19 protein-coding genes and 2 pseudogenes are annotated in these 21,261 nt (G+C 67.0%); 11 read left to right on the top strand and 10 right to left on the bottom strand.

The window, feature by feature from the left end:
* Positions 1–149 precede the first annotated feature (149 nt).
* Together HKK72_RS10305 and HKK72_RS39785 are read right to left on the bottom strand one after the other, a co-directional pair.
* Positions 150–1,178, bottom strand: coding sequence for an IS3 family transposase (locus HKK72_RS10305; RefSeq protein WP_187234066.1), 1,029 nt, complete (start codon positions 1,176–1,178; stop codon positions 150–152).
* On the bottom strand, positions 1,175–1,594 hold the full coding sequence (locus tag HKK72_RS39785; RefSeq protein ID WP_222720553.1) for a transposase: 420 nt from the start codon (positions 1,592–1,594) through the stop codon (positions 1,175–1,177). The genes HKK72_RS10305 and HKK72_RS39785 overlap by 4 nt, the downstream gene beginning before the upstream one ends.
* Positions 1,595–1,809: 215 nt before the next feature.
* On the opposite strand from HKK72_RS39785, the gene HKK72_RS10295 reads away from it, so the two are divergent.
* The 4 genes from HKK72_RS10295 (at position 1,810) to HKK72_RS10280 (ending at position 5,142) form a co-directional block, all read left to right on the top strand.
* A complete protein-coding gene (locus tag HKK72_RS10295) occupies positions 1,810–2,898 on the top strand; it encodes a hypothetical protein (protein WP_187234065.1) in 1,089 nt (362 codons plus the stop codon).
* Between the two features lie 719 nt (positions 2,899–3,617).
* A complete protein-coding gene (locus HKK72_RS39780) occupies positions 3,618–3,806 on the top strand; it encodes a hypothetical protein (protein ID WP_222720552.1) in 189 nt (62 codons plus the stop codon).
* A gap of 194 nt (positions 3,807–4,000) precedes the next feature.
* The gene (locus HKK72_RS10285) at positions 4,001–4,759 is read left to right on the top strand and encodes a hypothetical protein (RefSeq protein ID WP_187234064.1); all 759 of its coding nucleotides are present in this window, start codon (positions 4,001–4,003) and stop codon (positions 4,757–4,759) included.
* Positions 4,708–5,142, top strand: a complete 435-nt coding sequence (locus HKK72_RS10280; RefSeq protein WP_187234063.1) for a hypothetical protein — start codon at positions 4,708–4,710, stop codon at positions 5,140–5,142. The genes HKK72_RS10285 and HKK72_RS10280 overlap by 52 nt, the downstream gene beginning before the upstream one ends.
* A gap of 497 nt (positions 5,143–5,639) precedes the next feature.
* On the opposite strand, the gene HKK72_RS10275 is transcribed toward HKK72_RS10280, so the two are convergent.
* The gene (locus HKK72_RS10275; RefSeq protein ID WP_187234062.1) at positions 5,640–9,110 is read right to left on the bottom strand and encodes an NB-ARC domain-containing protein; all 3,471 of its coding nucleotides are present in this window, start codon (positions 9,108–9,110) and stop codon (positions 5,640–5,642) included.
* A gap of 756 nt (positions 9,111–9,866) precedes the next feature.
* Positions 9,867–10,778, bottom strand: a complete 912-nt coding sequence (locus tag HKK72_RS10270) for a LysR family transcriptional regulator (RefSeq protein ID WP_187234061.1) — start codon at positions 10,776–10,778, stop codon at positions 9,867–9,869.
* Positions 10,779–11,048: 270 nt separating this feature from the next.
* Between HKK72_RS10270 and HKK72_RS10265 the strand changes: the two genes are divergently transcribed.
* The 3 genes from HKK72_RS10265 to HKK72_RS10255 all read left to right on the top strand — a co-directional run bounded on the left by HKK72_RS10265 (position 11,049) and on the right by HKK72_RS10255 (position 13,282).
* Positions 11,049–11,669, top strand: a complete 621-nt coding sequence (locus tag HKK72_RS10265) for an NADPH-dependent F420 reductase (RefSeq protein ID WP_187234060.1) — start codon at positions 11,049–11,051, stop codon at positions 11,667–11,669.
* A 52-nt stretch (positions 11,670–11,721) separates the two neighbouring features.
* Positions 11,722–12,654: an SDR family oxidoreductase gene (locus tag HKK72_RS10260; protein WP_187234059.1), complete on the top strand. Its 933-nt coding sequence runs from the start codon at positions 11,722–11,724 to the stop codon at positions 12,652–12,654.
* A gap of 73 nt (positions 12,655–12,727) precedes the next feature.
* Positions 12,728–13,282, top strand: coding sequence for an NADPH-dependent F420 reductase (locus tag HKK72_RS10255; protein WP_222720551.1), 555 nt, complete (start codon positions 12,728–12,730; stop codon positions 13,280–13,282).
* A gap of 57 nt (positions 13,283–13,339) precedes the next feature.
* On the opposite strand, the gene HKK72_RS10250 is transcribed toward HKK72_RS10255, so the two are convergent.
* Together HKK72_RS10250 and HKK72_RS10245 are read right to left on the bottom strand one after the other, a co-directional pair.
* A complete protein-coding gene (locus tag HKK72_RS10250) occupies positions 13,340–13,963 on the bottom strand; it encodes an NADPH-dependent F420 reductase (RefSeq protein WP_187234058.1) in 624 nt (207 codons plus the stop codon).
* A 33-nt stretch (positions 13,964–13,996) separates the two neighbouring features.
* Entirely contained in the window at positions 13,997–14,731 is a 735-nt protein-coding gene (locus HKK72_RS10245) for an SDR family NAD(P)-dependent oxidoreductase (protein WP_187234057.1), read from the bottom strand.
* 144 nt (positions 14,732–14,875) lie between these two features.
* Here HKK72_RS10245 and HKK72_RS10240 point away from each other — a divergent pair, with 144 nt between their 5' ends.
* Entirely contained in the window at positions 14,876–15,487 is a 612-nt protein-coding gene (locus tag HKK72_RS10240; protein ID WP_187234056.1) for a TetR/AcrR family transcriptional regulator, read from the top strand.
* A gap of 386 nt (positions 15,488–15,873) precedes the next feature.
* Here HKK72_RS10240 and HKK72_RS10235 read toward each other — a convergent pair whose 3' ends face one another.
* Positions 15,874–16,914 (bottom strand): IS3 family transposase, encoded by a 1,041-nt coding sequence (locus tag HKK72_RS10235; protein ID WP_222720550.1) that lies wholly within the window; start codon positions 16,912–16,914, stop codon positions 15,874–15,876.
* Complete coding sequence (locus HKK72_RS10230) at positions 16,911–17,369, bottom strand: hypothetical protein (protein ID WP_187234055.1); 459 nt, start codon at positions 17,367–17,369, stop codon at positions 16,911–16,913. The genes HKK72_RS10235 and HKK72_RS10230 overlap by 4 nt, the downstream gene beginning before the upstream one ends.
* A gap of 203 nt (positions 17,370–17,572) precedes the next feature.
* Here HKK72_RS10230 and HKK72_RS10225 point away from each other — a divergent pair, with 203 nt between their 5' ends.
* A complete protein-coding gene (locus HKK72_RS10225; protein ID WP_187234054.1) occupies positions 17,573–18,190 on the top strand; it encodes a hypothetical protein in 618 nt (205 codons plus the stop codon).
* Between the two features lie 159 nt (positions 18,191–18,349).
* Here HKK72_RS10225 and HKK72_RS42720 read toward each other — a convergent pair whose 3' ends face one another.
* Positions 18,350–18,487 carry an AsnC family transcriptional regulator gene (locus HKK72_RS42720; protein WP_187234072.1) on the bottom strand — a complete coding sequence of 46 codons (138 nt, stop codon included), beginning with the start codon at positions 18,485–18,487 and terminating at the stop codon, positions 18,350–18,352.
* Between the two features lie 204 nt (positions 18,488–18,691).
* On the opposite strand from HKK72_RS42720, the gene HKK72_RS10215 reads away from it, so the two are divergent.
* Together HKK72_RS10215 and HKK72_RS10210 are read left to right on the top strand one after the other, a co-directional pair.
* Positions 18,692–19,672, top strand: a complete 981-nt coding sequence (locus HKK72_RS10215) for an aldo/keto reductase (protein ID WP_187234053.1) — start codon at positions 18,692–18,694, stop codon at positions 19,670–19,672.
* A gap of 346 nt (positions 19,673–20,018) precedes the next feature.
* A pseudogene (locus HKK72_RS10210) lies at positions 20,019–20,669 on the top strand (helix-turn-helix domain-containing protein); the annotation flags it as partial.
* A gap of 54 nt (positions 20,670–20,723) precedes the next feature.
* Here the strand turns inward: HKK72_RS10210 and HKK72_RS42715 are convergent.
* Positions 20,724–20,969: pseudogene (locus tag HKK72_RS42715) on the bottom strand (DUF6933 domain-containing protein); the annotation flags it as partial.
* Between the last annotated feature and the right edge of the window lie 292 nt (positions 20,970–21,261).

Below are 21,261 nucleotides of genomic sequence, written 5' to 3'. Positions count from 1 at the left end.
TCGGTTCTGGGTTTGAGTCCCAGGCGGCCCACCACGTCTGGCTGAATCGCTCCGGGTCTGATGGAGACTCTGGTCTGCCCCGGGTGTGGTGGCAGGGTCTCGGCAAAGCGGTACGCGTCAAGTCAAACGGGACAAGAGGGCATCTATCGCTAAGCTGATACCTCCTGGGTGTGTTGGTCGGAGTCTTCGTCGGGCCTGTTGATCCATGTCACGGTCGGGATCTTGGGCAGTCTGGGCTTGCGGGTGAATCGCTGAGGGTTGGCCGCGCGGAAGGCTTCGATGGTCGCGGCACGCTTGTCCTGGATGGCGTGCGCGGTTCCGATGTGCACGGTGAATGGTGTGTGAAGGCCGACCCCGGAATGGTAATGCCGGTGGTTGTAGTACTCGAGGAACCGGCGGCAGAAGCTTCGTGCGTCGGCGAACGAACCGAACTGGCCGGGTAACACCGGGCAGTACTTCAAAGTTCTGAACTGCGCCTCCGAGTACGGGTTGTCGTTGCTGACCTTCGGTCGGGAATGCGATTTGACGATCCCGAGCTCGGAAAGAAGCTCGGCGACCGAGATCGACGTCATCGCGGTGCCACGATCAGAGTGGAGCGTGCCGGGCGCGATGCCGCCATTCGCGCGGATGGCGTTCTCGATGAACCTCTCTGCGAGCTCGCCGGATTCACTGAGATGGATCTCCCAGTGCACCACGTACCGTGAATAGATGTCGATCATCACGTACAGGTCGAAGAACCGGCCACGGACCGGACCAGGCAGTTTCGTGATATCCCAACTCCACACCTCATTCGGCGTGCGGGCCTCAAGCTGGGGCTTTTTCTTGGCCTCGTGCCGCGCCTGAGCACGGCGCTCCCGCACCTGCTCGCGAGCCCGCAACTCCCTGTACATCGTGGACGGCGAGGCCAGGTAGACACCACGGTCCAACAGCGCCGCCCATACCTGCCGCACGGCCTTGTCACGGAACTCCTCGCTATTGAGGGTCGCGATCAGCTGGTCGCGTTCGGCCTCGGTCAGCGCATTCCGCGGAGCCGGCCGCACAAGCGGATCCGGCTTTTCCGGCTTCGGTGTCCGCCGCCGATACAGGGTGGACCTGCTGATCCCGGTGATCCGGCAGGACGCCTGGATACCGACATATGCCTCAAGACTTTCACGGGCTTCCTCGCGAAGCCCGGTCACGAGTTCTCCGAGTCCGCGCTCCCGGACATCATCTCCAAGAGCGCGTGCCATTTTCCCACGATCTCCAGGGCTGCCTCGGTCTGCTGCAGCTTGCGCGCCATCCGCTCTTTCTCACGGAGCATCTTCGCGTTCTCCTTACGCAGCCGCTCCAGTTCAGCCCGCTCGGCCGACTTCTCCTTCCTTGGAGGAACGGCCGTGCCCGAGGCGGTCAACTGGCCGTTGTCGCGCTGTCGGCGCCACTTCTGGATGCTGGATTCATACAGCCCCTCCCGGCGCAGCAGCGCACCTTTCTCGCCGTGCTCGGCAGCGTCGTACTCCTCGATCATCCTGAGCTTGTAGGCGGCCGTGAACGTCCGCCGCTTGGGCCGGTCGGCCCGCGGCCCCTCACCAGCGTCGTGGAGATCATGCCCGGTCATCGTCACTCTGCCCGGTACCCGTTATCGCCCTGCTCATATCAGTCTGGGAACTTCATCCCCTTGTGTCCCACTTGAGCTTGGCACAGAGAGGAGCACCAAGCCGCCTTGCGCGTCTTACAGCTGTCCCCAACCAATGCAGCGAGGGGATCAAGGCTGGTCGCGGGCGACTTCGGGTACCCTGCACCATCCGACACGTTTGAAAGTATTTCACCGCTATGCCAAACGATGCTATCCACGGGAGTTCCGCAGAGTTCGCCGCCTGTCTCGTGGCCACCACCGCCGCTCCGCTCGACCCCGCGTCGGCGGACGCTCCACAGGTGCTGCACTGGCCCGGGCGCAGGCTGCTGGTGCAGCGCGGGGACACCGAGCTGGCCGTCCGCGACCTGGACGGGGAGGGAACGGAGGTCCGCTTCCCCGCGCCCTGGCCTCGCCGGTACGGCTCGGTGGCGGTCTCTCCCACCGGTGATGTCGCCGTCTTCGCCGGCGTGCACGCGTTGCGAGCCGTGGATTCGACCGGCGCCGCACGGTGGGAGACCCGGCACGGTTGCTGGTCCGCCGCCGTGTGCACCGAAGCCCATGCCTCGTTCTCCGAGTACGCCGACGACTACTACCACGGCCACGCAGACAGCGGCTCGGCAGCCTTCTCCTCGGACGGCAAGCTCCTCTGGGCCCACATCCGCAACTACGCGGGGGGCGACGTCAAGGAGGAATGGCTGATCCTCGACCCCGCCGACGGCACGGTGCTGGCCCGGGCCGAGACGATGACCGTGGGATCGGGCTCCGTCCACTTTCCCCATCCGGACCCGGCGTACATGGGGCTGACCGTCCTCGAGGGCGAGGAGGACTCGCCCGTGCTGTGGGGACACTGGGATGGCGCGAAGCTCACTGTCCAGCGGTTCGTCGAGGAGGTCCTCCTCGCCGTGAGCCCGTCCGGGGAGCACTTCCTGACCACGGATCCGGGGCAGTGGGCCCTCTACCTGCACCGGGCGGAGGACGGCATGGAACTGCGGCGTCTGAACGCCGCGGAAGCCGTGCCCCCTCCCTCAAGCGAGGACGACGACCGCGTTTGTTGGGACTACGAGGCGGCGTTCCCGTACGACGACACCGCCGTGGTCGGCACCGAGTACCACGCGGAGGTCCCCCGCCACTGGTGTGTCGACCCACGCACGATGGCCCTGCGCGGCCGCATCGCCTACCCCTTCCATGTCTCAGGATCTCCCCGATCGGCAGGGCAGGGCGCCTGGTACACGGTCTCCAAGAACCAGACCACCCTCCACCTGTGGAAGCTGCCGCACGGGGACTGAGTCATGGAGAAAGCGTCGTGCTCGCCGTCGGCGAGCAGCACGTACTTTCGATGAAGCTCCCGCAGCACCTGCTCGTTGACGTTGTCCATGGCCTACCAAGGCCGTCCCCATTGCAGGAATCGGGACGAGGACACCGGGGCGATCCGGGCGCACGTGTGCACGGCCTCGCAGGGGCCGTCCCCATTGCAGATCGGCGCCGCTCTTCGGGCCGATATCGCCGTACAGGTGTCCACGGCCTCCCAAGGCCGTCCCCAGTGCAGGACCCGAATGACGTGCGTCCCGCCAGCCAGAATCGGGGTGTCCACGGCCTCCCAAGGGCCGTCTCCATTGCAGGCCCGAGTGGTATCCGCATGACCATGACCGATTTCTGAGGTGTTCACGGCCGCGGAGCCGCCACAGCCTAGACACGGACTGGAGTCGGCAACGGGAACCACGCAGATGGCTGCATAGTTTCCCGGGCCGCACCGGATAGCCGGCCTTGGTCGTTACGCTCCTCGTTATGACGACCAGGTTCACTGCCCAGGCGGCGGGCGCAGATGAAGAACCCGAACTCGAATGCCTGACGGCGGGCGTCGCCGAGGGCGAGGACGGCAGCGGCATGGTCCTGCTGTTCATGTGTGGTCTCCACGAGCCCGACGAGCAGGACATCGCGCTTCGGCGACACCCATTGCCTGGTCACAGCAGACCAGGGAACCGCCTACGGTGTCGTCCAGGAGGTCATGCTCCGCGACAAGGTGCTTCACATCAAGGTCGCTGCCGACAGTCTGGACGTGTTGGGACTGGACGACCAGGAGATCGAGGCGTTCCTCGATGTGGATGACGATGCTATCGATCAGCTTCGTGATGGGCTGCGGCGTGTCGTGGCCTATGGCCGCCCCGACGCCCGTCCGGTGGTGGTCGAGCTCTGATCTGTCGGGCCCCACTGGCCGGCGGGCTGGGTAGTCGACCGTCGTCAACGTGGTTGGCGAGATTGATCATGACGGCTTCAGCTCGATGCCGAACGCATGGCCCCGATGCCGGCTGACGTCGGTGGTTGCTCGGTGGTTGCTCGTATGTCATGGAACGGTCTGGCACGACGCGGCACAACCCGGCATCGGAAACGGTGAGCATCGGCTGCTGCCCAGTTCCCGAGACCGCGACCGCGGGCGGCGCCAAGCGCTACCGGCTGCACGGCGAGGAGTTCAAAGGGACGCGCGCCGAGAGCGAGGGCGCTGCCCCCGAACCGATCAAACGCTCGTGGACGGTGCTACCGGTCGTGCATACCGCGGTCGCCATCCTCGAACAGCTCACGACGATCGAGTTCCTCTTCCCGGTCCGTCCCTACTGGCTCAGTTCCGCCGCCAACGGCCGGCACCGAACGTCGTCGGCCAAGGCCTCCGAAACCGCTACCGGTCGAGGTGCCCACGGGCATGGGCGACGGCGGCGCACCGGAGCCGTCATTACGGCCAAGACCGCCAACCAGCGCATCGCGCAGTTCATCCTCTGGGTCAACGACTTCGCCCAGCGCAACGACATGGCCGGCGAGATGATCCCTGCCGATCCGGATGGGCCCGTCATCATGAGGCGCTTCCGCCGCACTCTGGCCTGGCACATCGCACGTCTGCCCGGCGGCCGCCTAGCGCTGGCGGTCCAGTACGGCCACCTGCGGCCCTGGGCTTCGACGGTGACTGACGGTTACAGCAGCCGCGCCCGTCATGGCCTACGGCGCGTGCTCGACGTGGAGACCGCCCGGGCCATGGCCGACTACCTCACCGACCTCGCCGAGAGGCTCGAACAGGGGAAGGCGTGTCCGGTCCCGCTGCGCGCCGCATGCTGGAGGCCGCCAGCGACGCAGCCGCGCGTTTCGAGGGAATGTTCTTGACCCCGAAGCAGGCCAACGCTCTGCTCGCCGAGCCCCGATTCAACATCTACGACAACCCGGAAGCGTTTCTGACCTGCAACAACGACCCGGCCAAGGCGTTGTGCCATCCCGACCGCACTAGCCCGGGAGGCAGCCGCGACCGTCCCCCCGCGATCGACCGATGTGATCCGGCATGCGGCAACATCGCTCGCACCGATTCCCACATCCAGTCGCTCCAGGCCGAGATCACCCAGCTCACGGAAGAGATCGCCAGCTCGTTGACACCCATCCCGCTCCGCGGGCGGCTATCTGCCTGCCGCCGCCATCTGCAGGGGATCGCAGATAGACACCAAAAGACCCGCATCGCCAGGTCTGACACCGGAAACGAGGTCGATCGGCGGTGACTGACGACGAAGAACGCGACCAGATCACTGCAGCCATGCACCGCCTTCTCGCCGGGACGGCCGCTGCGCAGCTCCGGCAACCTCGACGTCCTCTCTCTGGCGACCGAAGCCGGACTGAAACGCAACAAGCTCACGCATAAGCACACCGATCTCAAAGATCTCTTCTACGCCGAAGTCCGCGCGCGAAACCGAACACCGGAAAGCGAACTCAAGCTGCGCGAACAGGTCAGCGACCTCCAGGCCAAGTAGCTGGTCTCAAAGCGGAGCGTGATCAATACCGCATCACATCAGAGGTCTTCGCCCGCGCGATCCATGTCCTGACGATCGAGAACGAGGCCCTTCGCAAGGACCTGGCCCGTGCTCAGGCGCGCACAATCCGGCCGATCAACCCCGGTGGCTGAGTGATCGAGCGCTCACGTGCTGGACTGAGGCCGGCGTGATCATCGACCACTGGCGTTCCCCTGGCCGCCCCGCACCCTTATGGCCGTTCGCCGTCCTCAGTTCCGGCGAATCTCCAGCCGAGAGGCTGTCCTGTCCGTGAGGATTCGGATCTCGTCGTTGGAGGGCATGACGACCTTCCGTATGGCCTCGTCGTTGTGCCACAGTGCGACCGTCGCTGACGTCGCGACCTCCCACACCCGCACCGCCCGGTCGCGACCGGCTGTGACGAGGTGGGTGCCGTCGGGGCTGTAGGCCATCGCCCACACCATGTCGGTGTGGCCGATGAGAGTGGTGTGCTGACCAGTGGTCAGGTCCCATATCCGCACCGTTTGGTCCTGGCTGCCCGTCGCCAGGTGAGTGCCGTCCGGGCTGAAGGCCACCGCCCTCACTGGACCGGTGTGGCCGGTGAGGACGGAGTGCTGGCCGGTGGCCAAGTCCCACATCCTCACCATCCGGTCCTCGCTGCCGGTGGCTAGGTGAGTGCCGTTAGGGCTGTAGGCCATCGCCCACACTCCGTCGGCGTGACCGGTGAGGGAGACGTACTGGATGGCTGCCAGATCCCACACCCGCACCTCATCCTGGACACCGCCAGTAGCGAGGTGGGCGCCATCCGGGCTGTAGGCCATTACCCAAACCCAATCGTTGCCAGTGGTGACAACACTCTCACCATCAGTAGCTCTGCTGGTGTCTGTGGTGAGGATGTACCTGAGGGAGTTGCCGCCGCTGATGAGGGTGCTGTACTCGCCGGTCGCTAGATCCCACACCCGGACCGTTCGGTCGTCACTGGAAGTGGCGATGTGAGTTCCGTCGGGGCTGTATGCCGCTGCTCTCCCCCTCTTGGTGTGGCCGGTAAGGGCGGCTAGCTGACCGGTCGCCAGGTCCCGCACCCGCATCGTGCCGTCGTAGCCGACCATGGCGAGGTGGGTTCCGTCGGGGCTCAGCGCGGACGCGGATGACTCCTCGAGCTCAGCGGGATCGTCCTGGCCGGCCATCGCGGGCTCCCACACACGCACGGTCCGATCGTGGCTGGCGGTCGCGAGATGAGTGCCGTCGGGGCTGTACGCCACCGCCCACACCGCACCGACGTGGCCGGTGAGGGTGATGTGCTGGCGGGCGGCCAGGTCCCAGACCCGCACGGGCCGATCGTCACAGGCCGTGGCAAGGTGGGTCCCATCGGGGCTGTAGGCCAACACCCAAGGTGCTCTGGGGTGCGCGGCAGTGAGCTCCGACACTTCTCCGCTGTCGAGAGTCCACCCCAATACGGACATGCCGTCGTTGTTGCAGATCGCGAGATGGGCTCCGTCGGGGCTGAAAGCCAACGCCCACATCCAGCCGCCCAGGGGGCCGAGGGTGGTCTGCTCGCCAGTGGCCGTGTCCCACACTCGCACCGTCGCGTCGTGGCTGCCCGTGGCGAGGAGACCGCCGTCAGGGCTGTAAGCGACCGCCCGAACCACATCGGTGTGGCCTGTGAGGGTGGTGTGCCGACCCGTGACCAGGTTCCATATCCGCGCTGTCCTGTCCTTGCTGCCCGTGGCGAGATGGGTGCCGTCGGGGCTGTAGGCCAGCGCCCACACTCCGTCGGCGTGACCGGTGAGGACGGTACCTCGGCCGGTGACCAGGTTCCACACCCGCACCGTCCGGTCATTGCTGCCCGTAGCGAGATGGGTGCCGTCGGGGCTGTACGCCACCGCCCGCACCTCAGCGGTGTGGCCTGTGAGGGTGGTGTGCCGACCGGTGGCCAGGTCCCATATCCTCACCACCCCATCGTTGTCGCCCGTGGCCAGTTGAGTGCCGTCGGGGCTGTAGGCCACCGCGTTCACTTCGCCGAGGTCACCGGTCAGGGTGCGTTGGAGCGAGGTGGTGGTGGACGTGAGGATGTCGGGGGCGAGGGGGACGATCCACGTGGTGGCGTGAGGTGGGGTGAGGGCGGCGGCCCAGGCGCTGATGGCGGGATCGGGGTGGCTGAGGAGCCGTCCCATGAGCTGGCCGGTGAGGAGGTCGGGGTCGAGGGACACGGCGGCCGTGGAGATGGCCAGGGCACGGCGGATCGTTTGGGTGAGGGGCGTGGGGGCGTGGGTGTAGTCGGTGAGCAGGGCGGCGAGACCGGCTGAACGGATGCGGTGGAGCATCCAATGCTGATCGGTGAGGAGTTCTGCCAGAGCGTCCGTGGAACCCGCCTGGTGGAGATGCCAGGCGAGATTGGCCGACAGATAGGCGTCTTCGCGGGCAGCCATGGACCACCCCGTGTCATGGCTAGCGCTCCAGCCGTCGATGAGGCACCGGTGGGAGTGGGTGAGGTCAGGGGCGTCGGGATGCTGGTTCATCGCGTCGTATTGCAGGTCGTGGGCGATGTACCAGCCGTCGTACTCGGTGAGCAGGGACCGGCTGCGGAACTCCTCCAGGACCTCGGATACCGCGTACAGGTCAGGCAGGGTCGCTGCCCACAGGGCCTCGGCGGCCGAGCGGGGGAACGGGCCGCGTCCGGTGAACACCGCCAGCTCCAGATAGCGGTCTCGCGGCCCGCCCGTTCCCATGCCCGCGAACTGATCGGGCAGGTCGTCGATTCCGGCGTCGATCGCCGCCCTGAGCGTCCTGTAGCTGTAGAGCGGATCGAACCGTCCGGAGATCCGGCTGAGGTCCCGGTCGATGAGAGCGGTCACCTCTTCCGCTGAACGGCCCCGTGCGATCATCGCTCCGGCCATCGCCACCCCGAGCGCGAGATCTCCCAAACGCGCGCACAAAGCCCGCGCCTCCGCCTCAGGGACGGGTCTGTCGTGAGTCCAGCGGGCCAGGAGCGCCAGCGCCTGCTCCCGCGTGAGTTCCTCCACCGGGATCCGCTCGGCGTTCAACGCCCGGGCCAGGTCCTCGCTGCGGGTCGTGAACAGCACCGACGTCCGGCCGAGGCCCACGAAGGCACGGAGCGAATCCTCGGTCCAGACGTTGTCCAGCACGATCAGCAGACGACGGCCGTCGAGCAGCGCCGTCACCGCGTCCCGTGCCTCGCCCACACTCGAATACGTGGCTCCGGCGTCGCCGAGCCGATGCCCCAGTTGGGTCAGCACCGACAGCGGTTCCACCGACGGCCCCACCGGCAGCCATGTCGTGTGCCGGAACCGGCCCCGGAAACGACCCCTCAACTGCGGCGGGCGCGCCGCGGCCGCCGCCAGTGTGGACTTCCCCGACCCACCCAATCCCACCAGCGCCACGGCGCGCGTGCCGCCTCGCAGAGCGGTAGAAGCCGCCACGACCTCGGCCGGACGGTCCACGAACTGCGGGGGCAGCCTCGGGGACTCCCCCCAAAAGCCCGGACCGCCCGCCAGTATTCGCCTTCGCCCGCCCTCCCGGGAGGCCGCCAGCGCCTCGCTCACGAACGACCCGGCAGCGCCCGCCGCCATCGCGACCAGCACCGCCACGGGCCGCCGCGCCCAGACCGGCCAGCCTTCGGGAATCCACTCGCCCGCGGCCGCCAGGGCACCGGCCGCCACCGTGAGGAACACCCACAACGCCAACCTTCGCCGACGCACCATCACATCAGGATCAACCAGCCGAACCGGCCAGGTCGATCCCACCGGCCCGCCGAGTCCAGACCGTGACCAGCAGTCCGTGGCGGACGAGCCCACCCCCGAGGAGCGAGTCGGCGTGATCAAGAGGTTCAGCAACAGGCGCTGCGCAACATCAGTTACGACAACACGCTGACTTTTCGGGGAATTCACCTTCCCCGGAATCTCGCCGTGTTGCAGCAGGTCGTGTTGCCTTCGCTATCGGCCCGTGTCCCAGGTGGTCGTCGAGGCCGCCGGGCGAGCCGACGTCTTGTGAGCATCGCGTCTCTACAGGCTCCCCGATCCGGTTTCGCCGTCAGCCAGCCCGCCTCGGACCGAATGATCCCCTCCCCGCGTCCGAGTTCCCGGGTCGGCGATCCCATCCACAGTCGCTCTACCGGCATGTGACGTTGAAACACCCAGCGTCGGTCAGCCGGTCATCCGGCGAAGGCGCCGGTCAGAAATCCCATCGGGAGCGCTGTATCCGACGCTGATTGGGCCAGGAATAGCAGCCCGCGCGGATTCTCCGCATGCTCGGTGAGATTGAGATTGAGGAGTGGAAGTGTTATCGACAATGCCTTTGACGACTTCAACAAGATCATTATTTTCACTATTTTAGAGGCGGCCCGCGTGACGATGTCGATTCTCACTGTGCGCCGGCATCGCCTCCGCCCCGAGCTCGATGCCTTCACATTGCTGTGGCCGGGTGCCCTCTGTTGGCGCTGCTGTTGTCAGTCGAACTGCTCAACCGTGCTTTGAAATGGCACCGTTTCCAAGCTGCCACATTTCGTAGTTTCCGCATTCTGCCGTGATCTCGGCCGTCGACTGAGCCGCGGTGAAGAAGTCGTCGACCACCGGCGAGGTGCGCGTTGCCGCCATGGCGAGGCACACCTGGTCGGGCGCCAGATCCGGGACGGGCACGTAGCTGATGTCCGGATGTGAGTAGAACACGGTCGCCGAACGGGCCAGGAACGAGATGCCCCGGCCGGCCGCGACGTGCTCGAGCGTCTCGTCCACCCCGCGCACCAGGTATCCGGCGTTAGGGTGCGGGCGCCTGGTGGGCTGCGTGCTCGTGTCGGCATGCCAGACCAGCGGCTCGCCGGCCAGGTCGGCCTCGGTGACCTGATCCTTGCCAGCCAGCCGGTGGCCGGCGGGCAGCACTGCCACCCGCGGCTCGGTGTACAGCGGGGCGACCCGCAGGCCGGCCTCGTCGATGGGCAGCCGCACATAGCCGACGTCGATGCGGCCGTCGAGCAGCATCGTGGCCTGATCGTCCCATTCGATCCGCTGCACGTCCACCAGAACGTCCGGGTGCCGCTCGGCGAACAGCCGTACCGCCGGGGCGACCGCGACGCCTGCCCGGAAGCCGACCATTAGCCGCTGGCTGCCGCGTGCGGCCACGGTCACCCGGCGGCGGACCGCGTGCGCCGAGGCCAGCAGCGGGCCGGCGTCGCTCAGCAGCTGCCTGCCGGCGTCAGTCAGCGCCACGCCGTGGCTGTCCCTTGTCAGCAGCGGGGTGCCGAGATCCTGTTCCAGCGCGCGGATCTGCCGGCTGAGCGCCGGCTGCGCGATGTGCAGCTCATCGGCGGCGCGGCCGAAGTGCAGCGTGTCGGCGACGGCGACGAAGTAGCGCAACTTGCGCAGGTCCAGATCCACGGAGCCTCCCGGTATGGCGATGCCTCCAGGGTATCGCCACCGCCAAAAGAAGTCTTGGACACCGATTCAGGCCAATGACATCTTTAATACGTACCTGATGGTGCCGGGGCGAACTCGGTACAAGAATTCGACAGCAGGGCCCAGGCCCAGGATGAGCACATCAGGAATCGAGCGCCGTCCGCCGCGTCATTCGGCGGCACCGACGACACGGCCGTTAACGACGACGGGGCGGGCACGGCGTCCTGTCCAGCATCAGAAAGCAGGCACACCATGAGCAGCATCAGCATTATCGGCCTGGGCGGCATGGCCCGCGCCATAGGCGCCCGCGCGGTCGAGGGCGGCAACGCCGTCGAGGTCATCGGCCGCGACGCGGCCAAGGCCAAGGACCTGGCCGCCGCGCTCGGCGGCGGCGCCACGGCCGGGGCATTCGGCACCGCCCCGGCCGGCGACATCGTCATCCTCGCGGTGCCTTACGCCAGCGCCGTGCAGGTTGTCGCCCAGTACCGGGACGCGCTGGTCGGCAAGGTCATCATCGACATCTCCAACACCTTCAACGCCGACGCCACCGGGCTGGTCACCCCTGACGGCACTTCCGGCGCGCAGGAGATCGCCAAGGCCGCCCCGGCGAGCGCGCACGTCGTGAAGGCGTTCAACACCGTCTTCGGCCACGTCCTGGCCCAGGGCCGCCCGCTGGACGTGCTCATCGCCGGCGATGACGCGCACGCCAAGGCGAGCGTGTCGGCGTTCATCGAGAGCCTCGGGCTGCGCCCGCTGGACACGGGAGACCTGGCGATGGCGCACTGGCTGGAAGGAGTGGGCCCGCTGCTGATGGGCCTGGCCCGCCACGGCGCAGGGTTCAACATCGACCTCGGCGTCAACGTCTCTGGCTGAGCGCGCCCGCACCACCGCTTCCCGCGCCACATCACTCTCAAGGAGCAGCAGCATGCGCGTTTTCGTCGCTGGCGGGACCGGCCATTCCGGTTCCTACATCATCCCCGAGCTCATCGCCGCCGGGCACGAGGTCACCGGCCTGGCTCGGTCGGACACGGCCGCGGCGGCGGTGTCGGCGCTCGGCGCGAAGGTGCGCCGCGGCGACCTCGAGGATCTCGACGGGCTTATGGAGGCGGCCGCGGACTCCGACGGCGTCATCCACGTCGCGCACAGGCAAGACCTGCTTCCGTTTGGCGGGATGGACGCCGTGTCCGCTGCGGAGCTCCCGGTCATGCTCGCGTACGGCGAGGCACTCGCGGGAACCGGAAAGCCGCTGGTCGCGGCGGGGAGCATTGGCTCGTCCGGGAAGCTGGGCCGCCCGGCCACCGAGGAGGACCCGGCCCTTCCCGTCGGCGATGAGCACAAGGGCACCCTCCGGGTCCGCAATGTCGTGGAAACCGCCGTCATCGACCTCGCCGAGCGTGGAGTGCGGTCTTCGGTCGTGCGGATTGCCAACATCATGCACAGCACGACCGATGCCGGCTTCCTCCCCATGCTGATCGTGCTCGCGAAGGAGAAGGGCTTCGCCGGCTACCCCGGAGACGGCGCGAACCTGTGGAACGCCGTGCACGTCCGCGATGCCGCCTCCTTGTTCCGCCTGGCGCTGGAGAAGGGCCCGGCCGGCAGATTCTGGCACGCGGTTGAGGACGGGGGCATCCCGTTCCGCGAGATCGCCGAGGCCATCGGCAGTCGCCTGGGCCTGCCCGCCGTCAGCATTCCCGCAGACGAACTGATGGTGCCGGGATACTTCGGGCTCCTCGCGAACATAGTCACGCAAAGCTACCCGGCGTCCAACCTCATCACCCGCCGGACCCTCGGCTGGGAACCCGCTCAGCCCAGCCTGCTCGCCGATTTGGAGAACGGCCACTACTTCCCCGCCAGCTGACGGCAGGGACCCGAATCACAACGAATCCGGCACCTGACAATCGTGCGGATCTTCTGAAAGGGATGCTGAGAATATGACCACGGTGGGATTCATCGGAAGCGGACAGATCGGCAGTGCCATCGCACGGCTCGCCATCGAGGCCGGGCACCAGGTCGTGCTCAGCAACTCGCGCGGTCCAGAAACGCTCGCGGACACGGCCGCGGAACTGGGGCCGCGGGCGTCCGCGGCGACGAGCGGGGAGGCCGCTGCGGCCGGTGACATCGTCGTGGTCACGGTGCCGGTCAAGGCCTTCCCTGACTTGCCCGCCGCGCCACCGGCCGGGAAGACGGTCATCGACACGTGCAACTACGGCCACGAGCGTGACGGCCACATCCCCGAGCTGGACAGCAAGTCGCTCACCTTGAGCGAGCTGCTGCTGCGGTACACCCCGGACGCCATGCTCGTGAAAGCGTTCAACAACATCTTTCTCGGGTACAGCGTGGTGGACGCGGGTTCGCTGGCCGACAGCTGGCGGCAGGCGACGGGCACGCCGGTATGGGGGACCCCGTACGGGCCGTACTCAGACGAGAAGGGCCAGCCGGCCGGCGAGGACGCCATCCGCGCCGCACTGGCCACCGCAACGCGGTAACCGCAAGCTGGCGCGGGCGCGGTACGGGCCCACCGCAGGTGCGAAGAGCCCGTTTGCTCAGGTGGGAAGTTCGGTGATGCTGAGGGCGAAGTCCAAGTTCCCCACCCCGTGGTTGGCGAGGCCCACCGTGACCACGCCCGCTCCTTCCAGCCAGTGCGCCATTTTCAGGCCGCCGACGTCCAGCGGGCGCAGCCCGAGGCTCTCGATGAACGCCTCCACACTTGCCTTGGCCTGCGCATCGTCGCCGGCGATGAAGACGTCGGGCCGACCCTTCTCCAGGACATGACGGAAGATGGTGTTGAACGCCTTCACCACGCTGGCGCTGGCCGGGGCCGCCTTGGCGACTTCCTGCGCGATCGAGGTCTCCTCGCGGTGGGTTAGCCCGTCGAATGTGGAGTTGAAGGGATTGCTGATGTCGACGATGACCTTGCCTGCGAGAGCGTCTCCGTACTGGGCGATGGCCGGCACGACAGCGTCGTACAGCAGGGCCACGATGACGATGTCCCCGGCCGGGGCGGTGCCCCATTCTCCCGTCGTGGTGCCGCCGCCGAGAGCCTTGGCCAGGTCAGCGGCCTTGGACTGATCGCGGCCCATGACCTCGACGGTGTTGCCGCCCGCTACCGCCCGCGCGCCGATGGTGCGGGCCATGTTCCCGGTGCCGATGATGCTGATGTTGCCCATGAGATGTCCTGTCCTGGTTGTGTGTTGTTCGGTTCAGATGGCGGTGGTGCCGCCGTCGGCGACGAGTTCCATGCCGTTGACGTAGCTGGAGTCGTCGGAGGCGAGGAAGAGGGCGGCGGTGGCGATTTCGTCGGGGCGGCCCATCTGGCCGCGGGGGATGAGGGACTCGAACTGGCGCTTGGTGGCCTCGTCGAAGAGTTCTTCCTGCTTGGCGGTGGCGACCTGGCCGGGGGTCAGGACGTTGACGCGGATGCGGCGGTCCTTGAGCTCGTTGAGCCAGACGCGGGCCCAGGCCTGCTGGACGGCTTTGCTGCCGGCGTAGACGCTCCAGCCGGGGAAGGCGCCGAGGGAGGCGTTGGAGCCGGTCATGAGGATGGAGCCACCGTCGTTGAAAAGCGGGAGGGCCTTCTGGACGGTGAACAGGGTGCCGCGGGCGTTGAGCCCGAACCAGGTGTCGAACTGGGCCTCGGTGATCTCGCCGAGCGGGGCGGGCTCGCCCCCGCCGGCGCTGGCCCACAGCACGTCGAGGCTGCCCTTCTCCCGCTTGACGGTGTCGTACAGGCGGTCCAGGTCGTTCAGGTCGGCGGCGTCGCCCTGGATGCCGGTGACGTTGCGGCCGATCTGCTTCACGGCCGCCTCCAGGGCGTCCTGGCGGCGGCCGGTGATGAAGACGTGCGCTCCCTCGTCGACGAACAGCTTCGCGCCGGCCAGCGCCATGCCGGTGGTGCCGCCGGTGATGACCGCTACCTTGCCGTCAAGCTTTCCCATAGTCGCTCCCTTGGGTCGGTGGTGCCGTGCGCACCTGGGGTGACGATGTTATGTACACCGCTCTGTGTGCTTACGGTACGGGGTGGACGGCCGGGGCGCAAACTATGTACACCGGTCGTTACCCAACTGGGGTACCATGAACCCATGACGGAGTTGGAGAAGGGCCCCAAGGGCCGCCGTCGCGGCCGGGGCGCCCGCGAGCGCATCCTCAGCGCGTCCCAGCAGCTGTTCCGCGAGCAGGGCATCAACCGCACCGGCATGAACGAGCTTTGCGCGGCGGCCGAGGTGTCCAAGCGCACGGCCTACCAGCACTTCACCGGCAAGGACGAACTCGTCGCCGAGTACCTGCGCCGGTTCGACCCCTCCGTTCTGTCCGGCGTGTTCGACCGCACCGACCTCACGCCCCGCGAACGGCTCCTCGCCGCCTTCGATATCCCCCCCACCACCCCCCTGTGCCCCTACATCGCCGCCGCCGTCGAACTCCACGACCCCCAGCACCCCGCGTCCCAGTACGCGCGCGACTACAAGAAAGCCGTCGCCGCGCGGCTCGCCGACACCGCCCGCGAAGCCGGCGCCGCCGACCCTGAACAGCTCGGCGAGCAGCTCGCGCTGCTCATCGACGGCGCCGCGGCCCGCACCCGGGTCCTCAACGCCGACGCCTTCCCCACCGCCGCCGCCATCGCCGCCGTCCTCATCGACAACGCCATCCCCGCCACAGCCAGCGACGACCGGCGACGGGAGGAAGTGTCAAGCTAACTTGGCACTCCGCGGCCGGGCTGGACGCGCTGCCGGTCACGCGGCTGCACCCGCTGGTACGCGACACCAGCCGCCCGGCACCTGGCCCGGACCTGCTGGCTTTCATGGAACTGGCCGCCCGCCTGCTGAAGGCCGAGGCAGAAGCCGCCGGGGAGACCGGCGACCCCGAGGACCCGCCGACGTGGTCGGGCCAGGCGACTGCTGGCCCCGCACGCTGCCGTAGTGCTGAACAGCCTCAGCGCTCTGCCGGACAGCTCAGACGAGACGATCGGGGCGGCAGCAGACGCTGCGTACATGGCGGCCCGGTACCGGGCAAGCCAGGGATCTTACGCTGCGGCGAGCCTGCGGGAAATCGCCGAGCGGAAGCTGTCAAACCGGATGAGACGTCAGGCTACTTGCGTGATCTGTGGTGAGTAGCCGGTCTGCTGGGTGGCATGTGGCTGGTTGATCCATACCTTGGTCGGGAGCGGTGGCGGGTAGGGCCGTCGGCTGCGGAACCGTTGGGGGTGGGCGTGGAAGGCCGCGTGGAGGGTAGCGGCCCGTCTGGCCTGGATCGCTGTGGCGGTGCCGTCGTGTACCGAGGCGGGGGTGTGCATCGCGATCCCGGAATGGCGGTGTTCGTTGTTGTAGTAGGTGAAGAACTGTCGGCAGAAGACGTTTGCGTCTTCGATGGATCCGAACCTTTGGGGCACCGCCGGGCAGTATTTGAGTGTTTTGAACTGCGCTTCCGAGTAGGGGTTGTCGTTGCTGACGTGCGGGCGGGAGTGGGATTGGTCGATCCCCAGGAGTGCGAGCAGGCCGGTGACGGTATTGGAGGTCATCGACGTGCCGCGGTCGGCATGGATCGAGCGTGGCGCGGTTCCGTCGTTGGCGGCGATGGCGTTCTGGATGAATTCTTTGGCGAGGGTGCCGTTCTCGGTGGGCCAGATCTCCCAGTGCACGGTCTTGCGGGAGAAGATGTCGATGATGACGTACAGCAGGTAATAGACGCCGCGCGCCGGCCCTTTCAGTTTGGTTATGTCCCAGGACCACACCTGGTTGGGGGCGTCCGCCTCCAGTTCGGGTTTGACGGTGGCCGGGCGCACGGCCTGGGCGCGCCGCTCCCCGGTCTGGCCGCGCTCACGCAGCAGTCGGTACATGGTGGCCTGGGAGCACAGGTAGACGCCCTCGTCCAGCAGGATCGCCCAGACTTGGCCCGGTGACTTGTCGGCGAACCGGGGCGAGTCCAGCACCGCAAGCACATGCTCGCGCTCTTGCTCGGACAATTCGGCCGGGTGGTGGAACGGCCGGCGCGGGCCGTGGCGGGGCGGGCGCGGGTTGCGGTGCCGGTGCAGCGTGGCCCGGGATCTCCCAAGGATCGCACATGCCCTTACCGTGCCGATTGACTTCTCCAGGGCCGGGAAATACTCGTCGATGACCCGATTCAATTCTCGTCGGAGTCCGCGCTGCTTGAGATGTCCTGAAGCAGCGCGAATGCTTTTCCCGCGATATCCAAAGCGGTCTTGGTCTTGCCCAGCTCGCCGGCGAGCTTTTCGTTACGGGACTCGAGCTTGGCGGCATCAGCCTTGAGCTTTTTATTCTCAGCCCGCAGCCGGGCCAACTCCTCCGATTCCGCGTCCCTTTTCGGCTTGCCGGTCGAGGCGGCCAGTGTTCCGTTCTCGGCCTGCTTCCGCCAATGCTCGATGTGAGAGTGATACAGCCGCTCGGACCGCAACAGCGCACCACGCTCGGGGCTGCCCTCGGGCAGAGCGTCATAGGCAGCCAGGACCCGCGCCTTATAGGCCTTGGTGAACGTCCGCCGCTTGGGACGGCCCGGCTGCTGTTCGGTCACCCGACCATCCTGCCCCGTCATGACGGCCTGGTCGGCGAGGGTCATCGTCACTGTCTCGATCGTCCTGTCTCGCCCTGCTACGTATCAAAAGGACTCATACGTCCCATGTCTCACAACAGTCTGACAGACAGGGGCTCCGTACCCGCATCGAGTCGCGTGAGCGGCTGCTCAAGCCCGCACCCAGGACCGTGCTTGCAAAAGACGACCAGCAGTCTGACCCGTTCCAGGTGTCCCATGCCGCCGCTAGTGCGTTGATGACTGCGGTCGACCACCTTCATGCTCTGCGCCGCATGACCATGGACTGCGAGGTGTGCCATCCAAACGGGATGACCTTCCAGATCACGGTGCATTGGACGCTGCTGCGCGCTGCTCTGGAGAACGGCTCACGCGCGATCTGGCTCCTGGGCCCGGAGGACCGTTCCGAGCGTGTGTTGAGGGTCCTGCGGCTGCAGGCGGACAACGTGGCGAACTCGGACGCGGCGGCGCAGAAACTACCCTCTGGCCCGACAGAGCCGAAGGCGCAGCGGATAGCTCGTGTGAAGGAGATCGCTGACCGCGCCGGGCTGTCCCGGGGCAAGGCTGTTGCGAAAGTCGGATACGGCGAGATTGTGCGCTACGCCGGAGACTTCGTCGCGAACGAAGCCGACCATGTCGAGTTCCTATGGCGCGCGTGCAGCGGAGCAGCTCACGGAGATACCTGGGCGATCCTGAGCCTGCAAGACCGGGAGCCGATCGACTCGGCGAACGGGATCACCACAATGCGGCTGACGGTCTCAGTCCGTGGGTTGTCCATGGTGGCCCAGGAAGTGACGGCGCTTGTCGAGGCTGGCTTCGGCCTGTTCGACTACCGGGACCAACAACCTCCGAGGTGACATCAGGCAGGCGTGAAAGCAAAGGCGCCGACCTGATGACTGCGACCCTCGCGTGGCCGACAGAGATTTTCGTCGCGCCGAGCTGGGCGCGGCAACCGTGCATCACTGTGACCGGAAAGCCCAGGACCCGCGGCTTGACCTCCGCGCGATAGCCGGTGATCATTCCGGTCTTCTCCAGCCGCTGAACCTTGTCGACCAACGCGGGGCCGACAGGGCGACCCGGCAGGCTAGTTCGGCGAAGCTCACTCTGGCATCGACCTGCAGCTCAGCGAGAATACGAAGGTCGAGGGCGTCGATTCCTTATGGTTCGTATGTCCGCTCAGGTCTGATCTTTCGATTCGCCATTCTTCTAAATCACGGGTTGGCCGACGATGGCGTCATGCCGCCCACCGGCCCTCGCGCTGCTCTCCGCGGCGCCGGCATGGACCTACTTCATCGGGAGCGCCGTCTTCCACTACCTCGGCCCGGCTTTCGCCGTGTCTCACAGGAAGGTAAGACGAAATGCGATACATGAAGCTGGGCTCGTCGGGACTGCAGGTCTCCCGGATCTGCCTGGGCATGATGACCTACGGCGATCCAGGTTCCTGGGAGTGGATGCTGCGCGAGGACGAGGCCGAGCCGATCGTACGGCGCGCGGTCGAGGCCGGTGTGACGTTCTTCGACACCGCCGACATGTACTCCGACGGCGCGAGCGAGGAGATCACCGGGCGGCTGCTCAGCAAGCTCTTCGCGCGCCGCGACGACTACGTTCTCGCCACGAAGGTCTACTTCCCGACGGGGCCAGGCCCCAACGACCGAGGACTGTCCCGCAAACACGTGCTGGCCGCCATCGACGCCTCGCTGACCAGGCTTGGAACCGACTACGTCGATCTCTACCAGATTCACCGCTGGGACTACGAGACGCCGATCGAGGAGACCATGGAGGCCCTGCACGACGTGGTGCGGGCCGGCAAGGCACGCTACATCGGGGCCTCCAGCATGTACGCCTGGCAGTTCGCCAAAGCGCAGCACACTGCTCAGACGGCCGGCTGGACCAGGTTCGTGTCGATGCAGAACCACTACAACCTCGTGTACCGGGAGGAGGAACGAGAGATGATCCCGCTCTGCCTGGACCAGGGGGTGGGCGTCATCCCGTGGAGCCCACTGGCACGCGGACTGCTCACCGGGAGCCGCCACCGCGACGGCCGGCCGCGCACGGTCCGATCCGGCAGCGACCTGCTGGCCGACAGCATGTACGACGACGCAGACTTCGACGTCGTCGACGTGGTGCGTGCGGTCGCCGGCGAACGAGGCCTGCCACCAGCACAGCTCGCGCTCGCGTGGCTACTCGGAAGGTCCGGGGTGAACGCGCCGATCGTCGGGGCGAGCAAGGTTGGTCATCTGAACGACGCGATCGCGGCGGTGGATGTGTCCCTGAGCGAAGAGGAGACGGCCCGATTGGAGGCCCCCTACCGGCCACACCAGATCATCGGGCACTCTTGAACGGGGGCGATGGCGTGGCTCACGGCGGAAAAGCGGCGGCGTACAGATCACGATCGGGTGCAGCCGAGCGCTGGGGAACGTCATTGCCGTGACGGTAAGCCGCTCAGCCGTGTGGTAGAGATCTGTTTCCGTGGATGACTCGTCCGTAGAGGCTATGAGCGCGACTGCTGGTTGCGTGTGAGCAGGTCGTCCACGTTCCGAACCTGCAAACCACGCGAACTAGCTGTACTTGCCCAGGCAGGTTGGTTGAGGTTGTGTGACGAAGTGGTCTGAACACGCGCAAGGCGAAGGCCTCCGGTTGTGGAGTGGAACTGCCTAGGAACCGCTCCGCCAACAGGAGGCCTTCGTGTCCCACGCTAACGCTGCCTCGACTCCCCGCGCGCGTCTTCGGCTGGCGCGGTTGATCGTCGATGACGGGTGGCCGATCGCCCGGGCGGCCGAGCGTTATGACGTGTCCTGGCCGACTGCCAAACGGTGGGCCGAGCGCTACCGCCGGCACGGCAGGTCGGGAATGGCCGATCGCTCATCACGGCCGCATCACAGCCGGTCGAAGACACCACAGCCCATCGTGCGCAAGATCGTTCACCTGCGCTGGAAACAGCGACTGGGACCGGTCCAGATCGCCGGACGCCTGAACATGCCGGCCTCCACGGTGCACGCCGTCTTGAGACGGTGCCGGCTCAACCGGCTGTCCCACATCGACCGCGCCACCAGTGAACCCATCCGGCGGTATGAGCACGACCGACCCGGCGCGATGCTGCACGTCGATGTGAAGAAATTCGGCAACATCCCTGATGGCGGCGGCTGGCGCTACGTCGGCCGAGCCCAAGGCGAACGCAACCGCGAGGCCACAGCCCGCCGCACCGGCGCCCGCAACACCCGCTACGAGCCCCGGCTCGGCACCGCATTCGTGCACACCGTCGTCGACGACCACTCCCGCATCGCCTACGCCGAGATCCACGACGACGAGAAAGCCACCACCGCCATCGAGGTAGTCACGCAAGTAGCCTGACGTCTCATCCGGTTTGACAGCTTCCGCGTGGGCGGCGAGCACCGCAGCGACCTGTTGCGGGAACCTGGCCATCAGGGTCGCTGCGGGAGCCAGCGGCATCAGCACCGGTAGCAGCGTCGGTTCGTTGACGAACAGCGCAACCTGGGGCTTCCAGAACACGGCGGTGGCGTACCACTGGCCCAGCAGGGTGGTGGACTCCTCGCCTTCACCCAGGCTGGGCGGGCCGATGCGGTCGAGGTCGCGCGCACGATAAGCACCCGCCCATCCTTCCTCCAGACCGGGCATGATGCCCCGTCGGGACGTCGGCGGGCCGGTCTTCACCCTTCGGGCGACGGATCGTTGATTGATGACGATCCGCTCGTGAACGTACTCTTCTGCCGCCTCCCGGCGGCCTTCTTGGCTTCGTAGTAGGCGCGGCCCTGGGTGGGATTGCGCAGCTGCACGACAGCCCGGTTCGAGACCCCCAGCGGTGAGACTACGGAGGGGCCGAGACTGGCCACGGACTGTTAAGCCAGCGGATTTCTGTGACACCTTGCCAGCGGGGCACGAGTTAAGGGGTTGTCATGGCGATCAAAGG

This window comes from Actinomadura sp. HBU206391 (assembly GCF_014323665.1).
Taxonomy (GTDB): domain Bacteria; phylum Actinomycetota; class Actinomycetes; order Streptosporangiales; family Streptosporangiaceae; genus Actinomadura_C.
The sequence above is the reverse complement of the archived record's forward strand: the minus strand, read 5'-3'. Positions and strand labels throughout refer to the sequence as shown.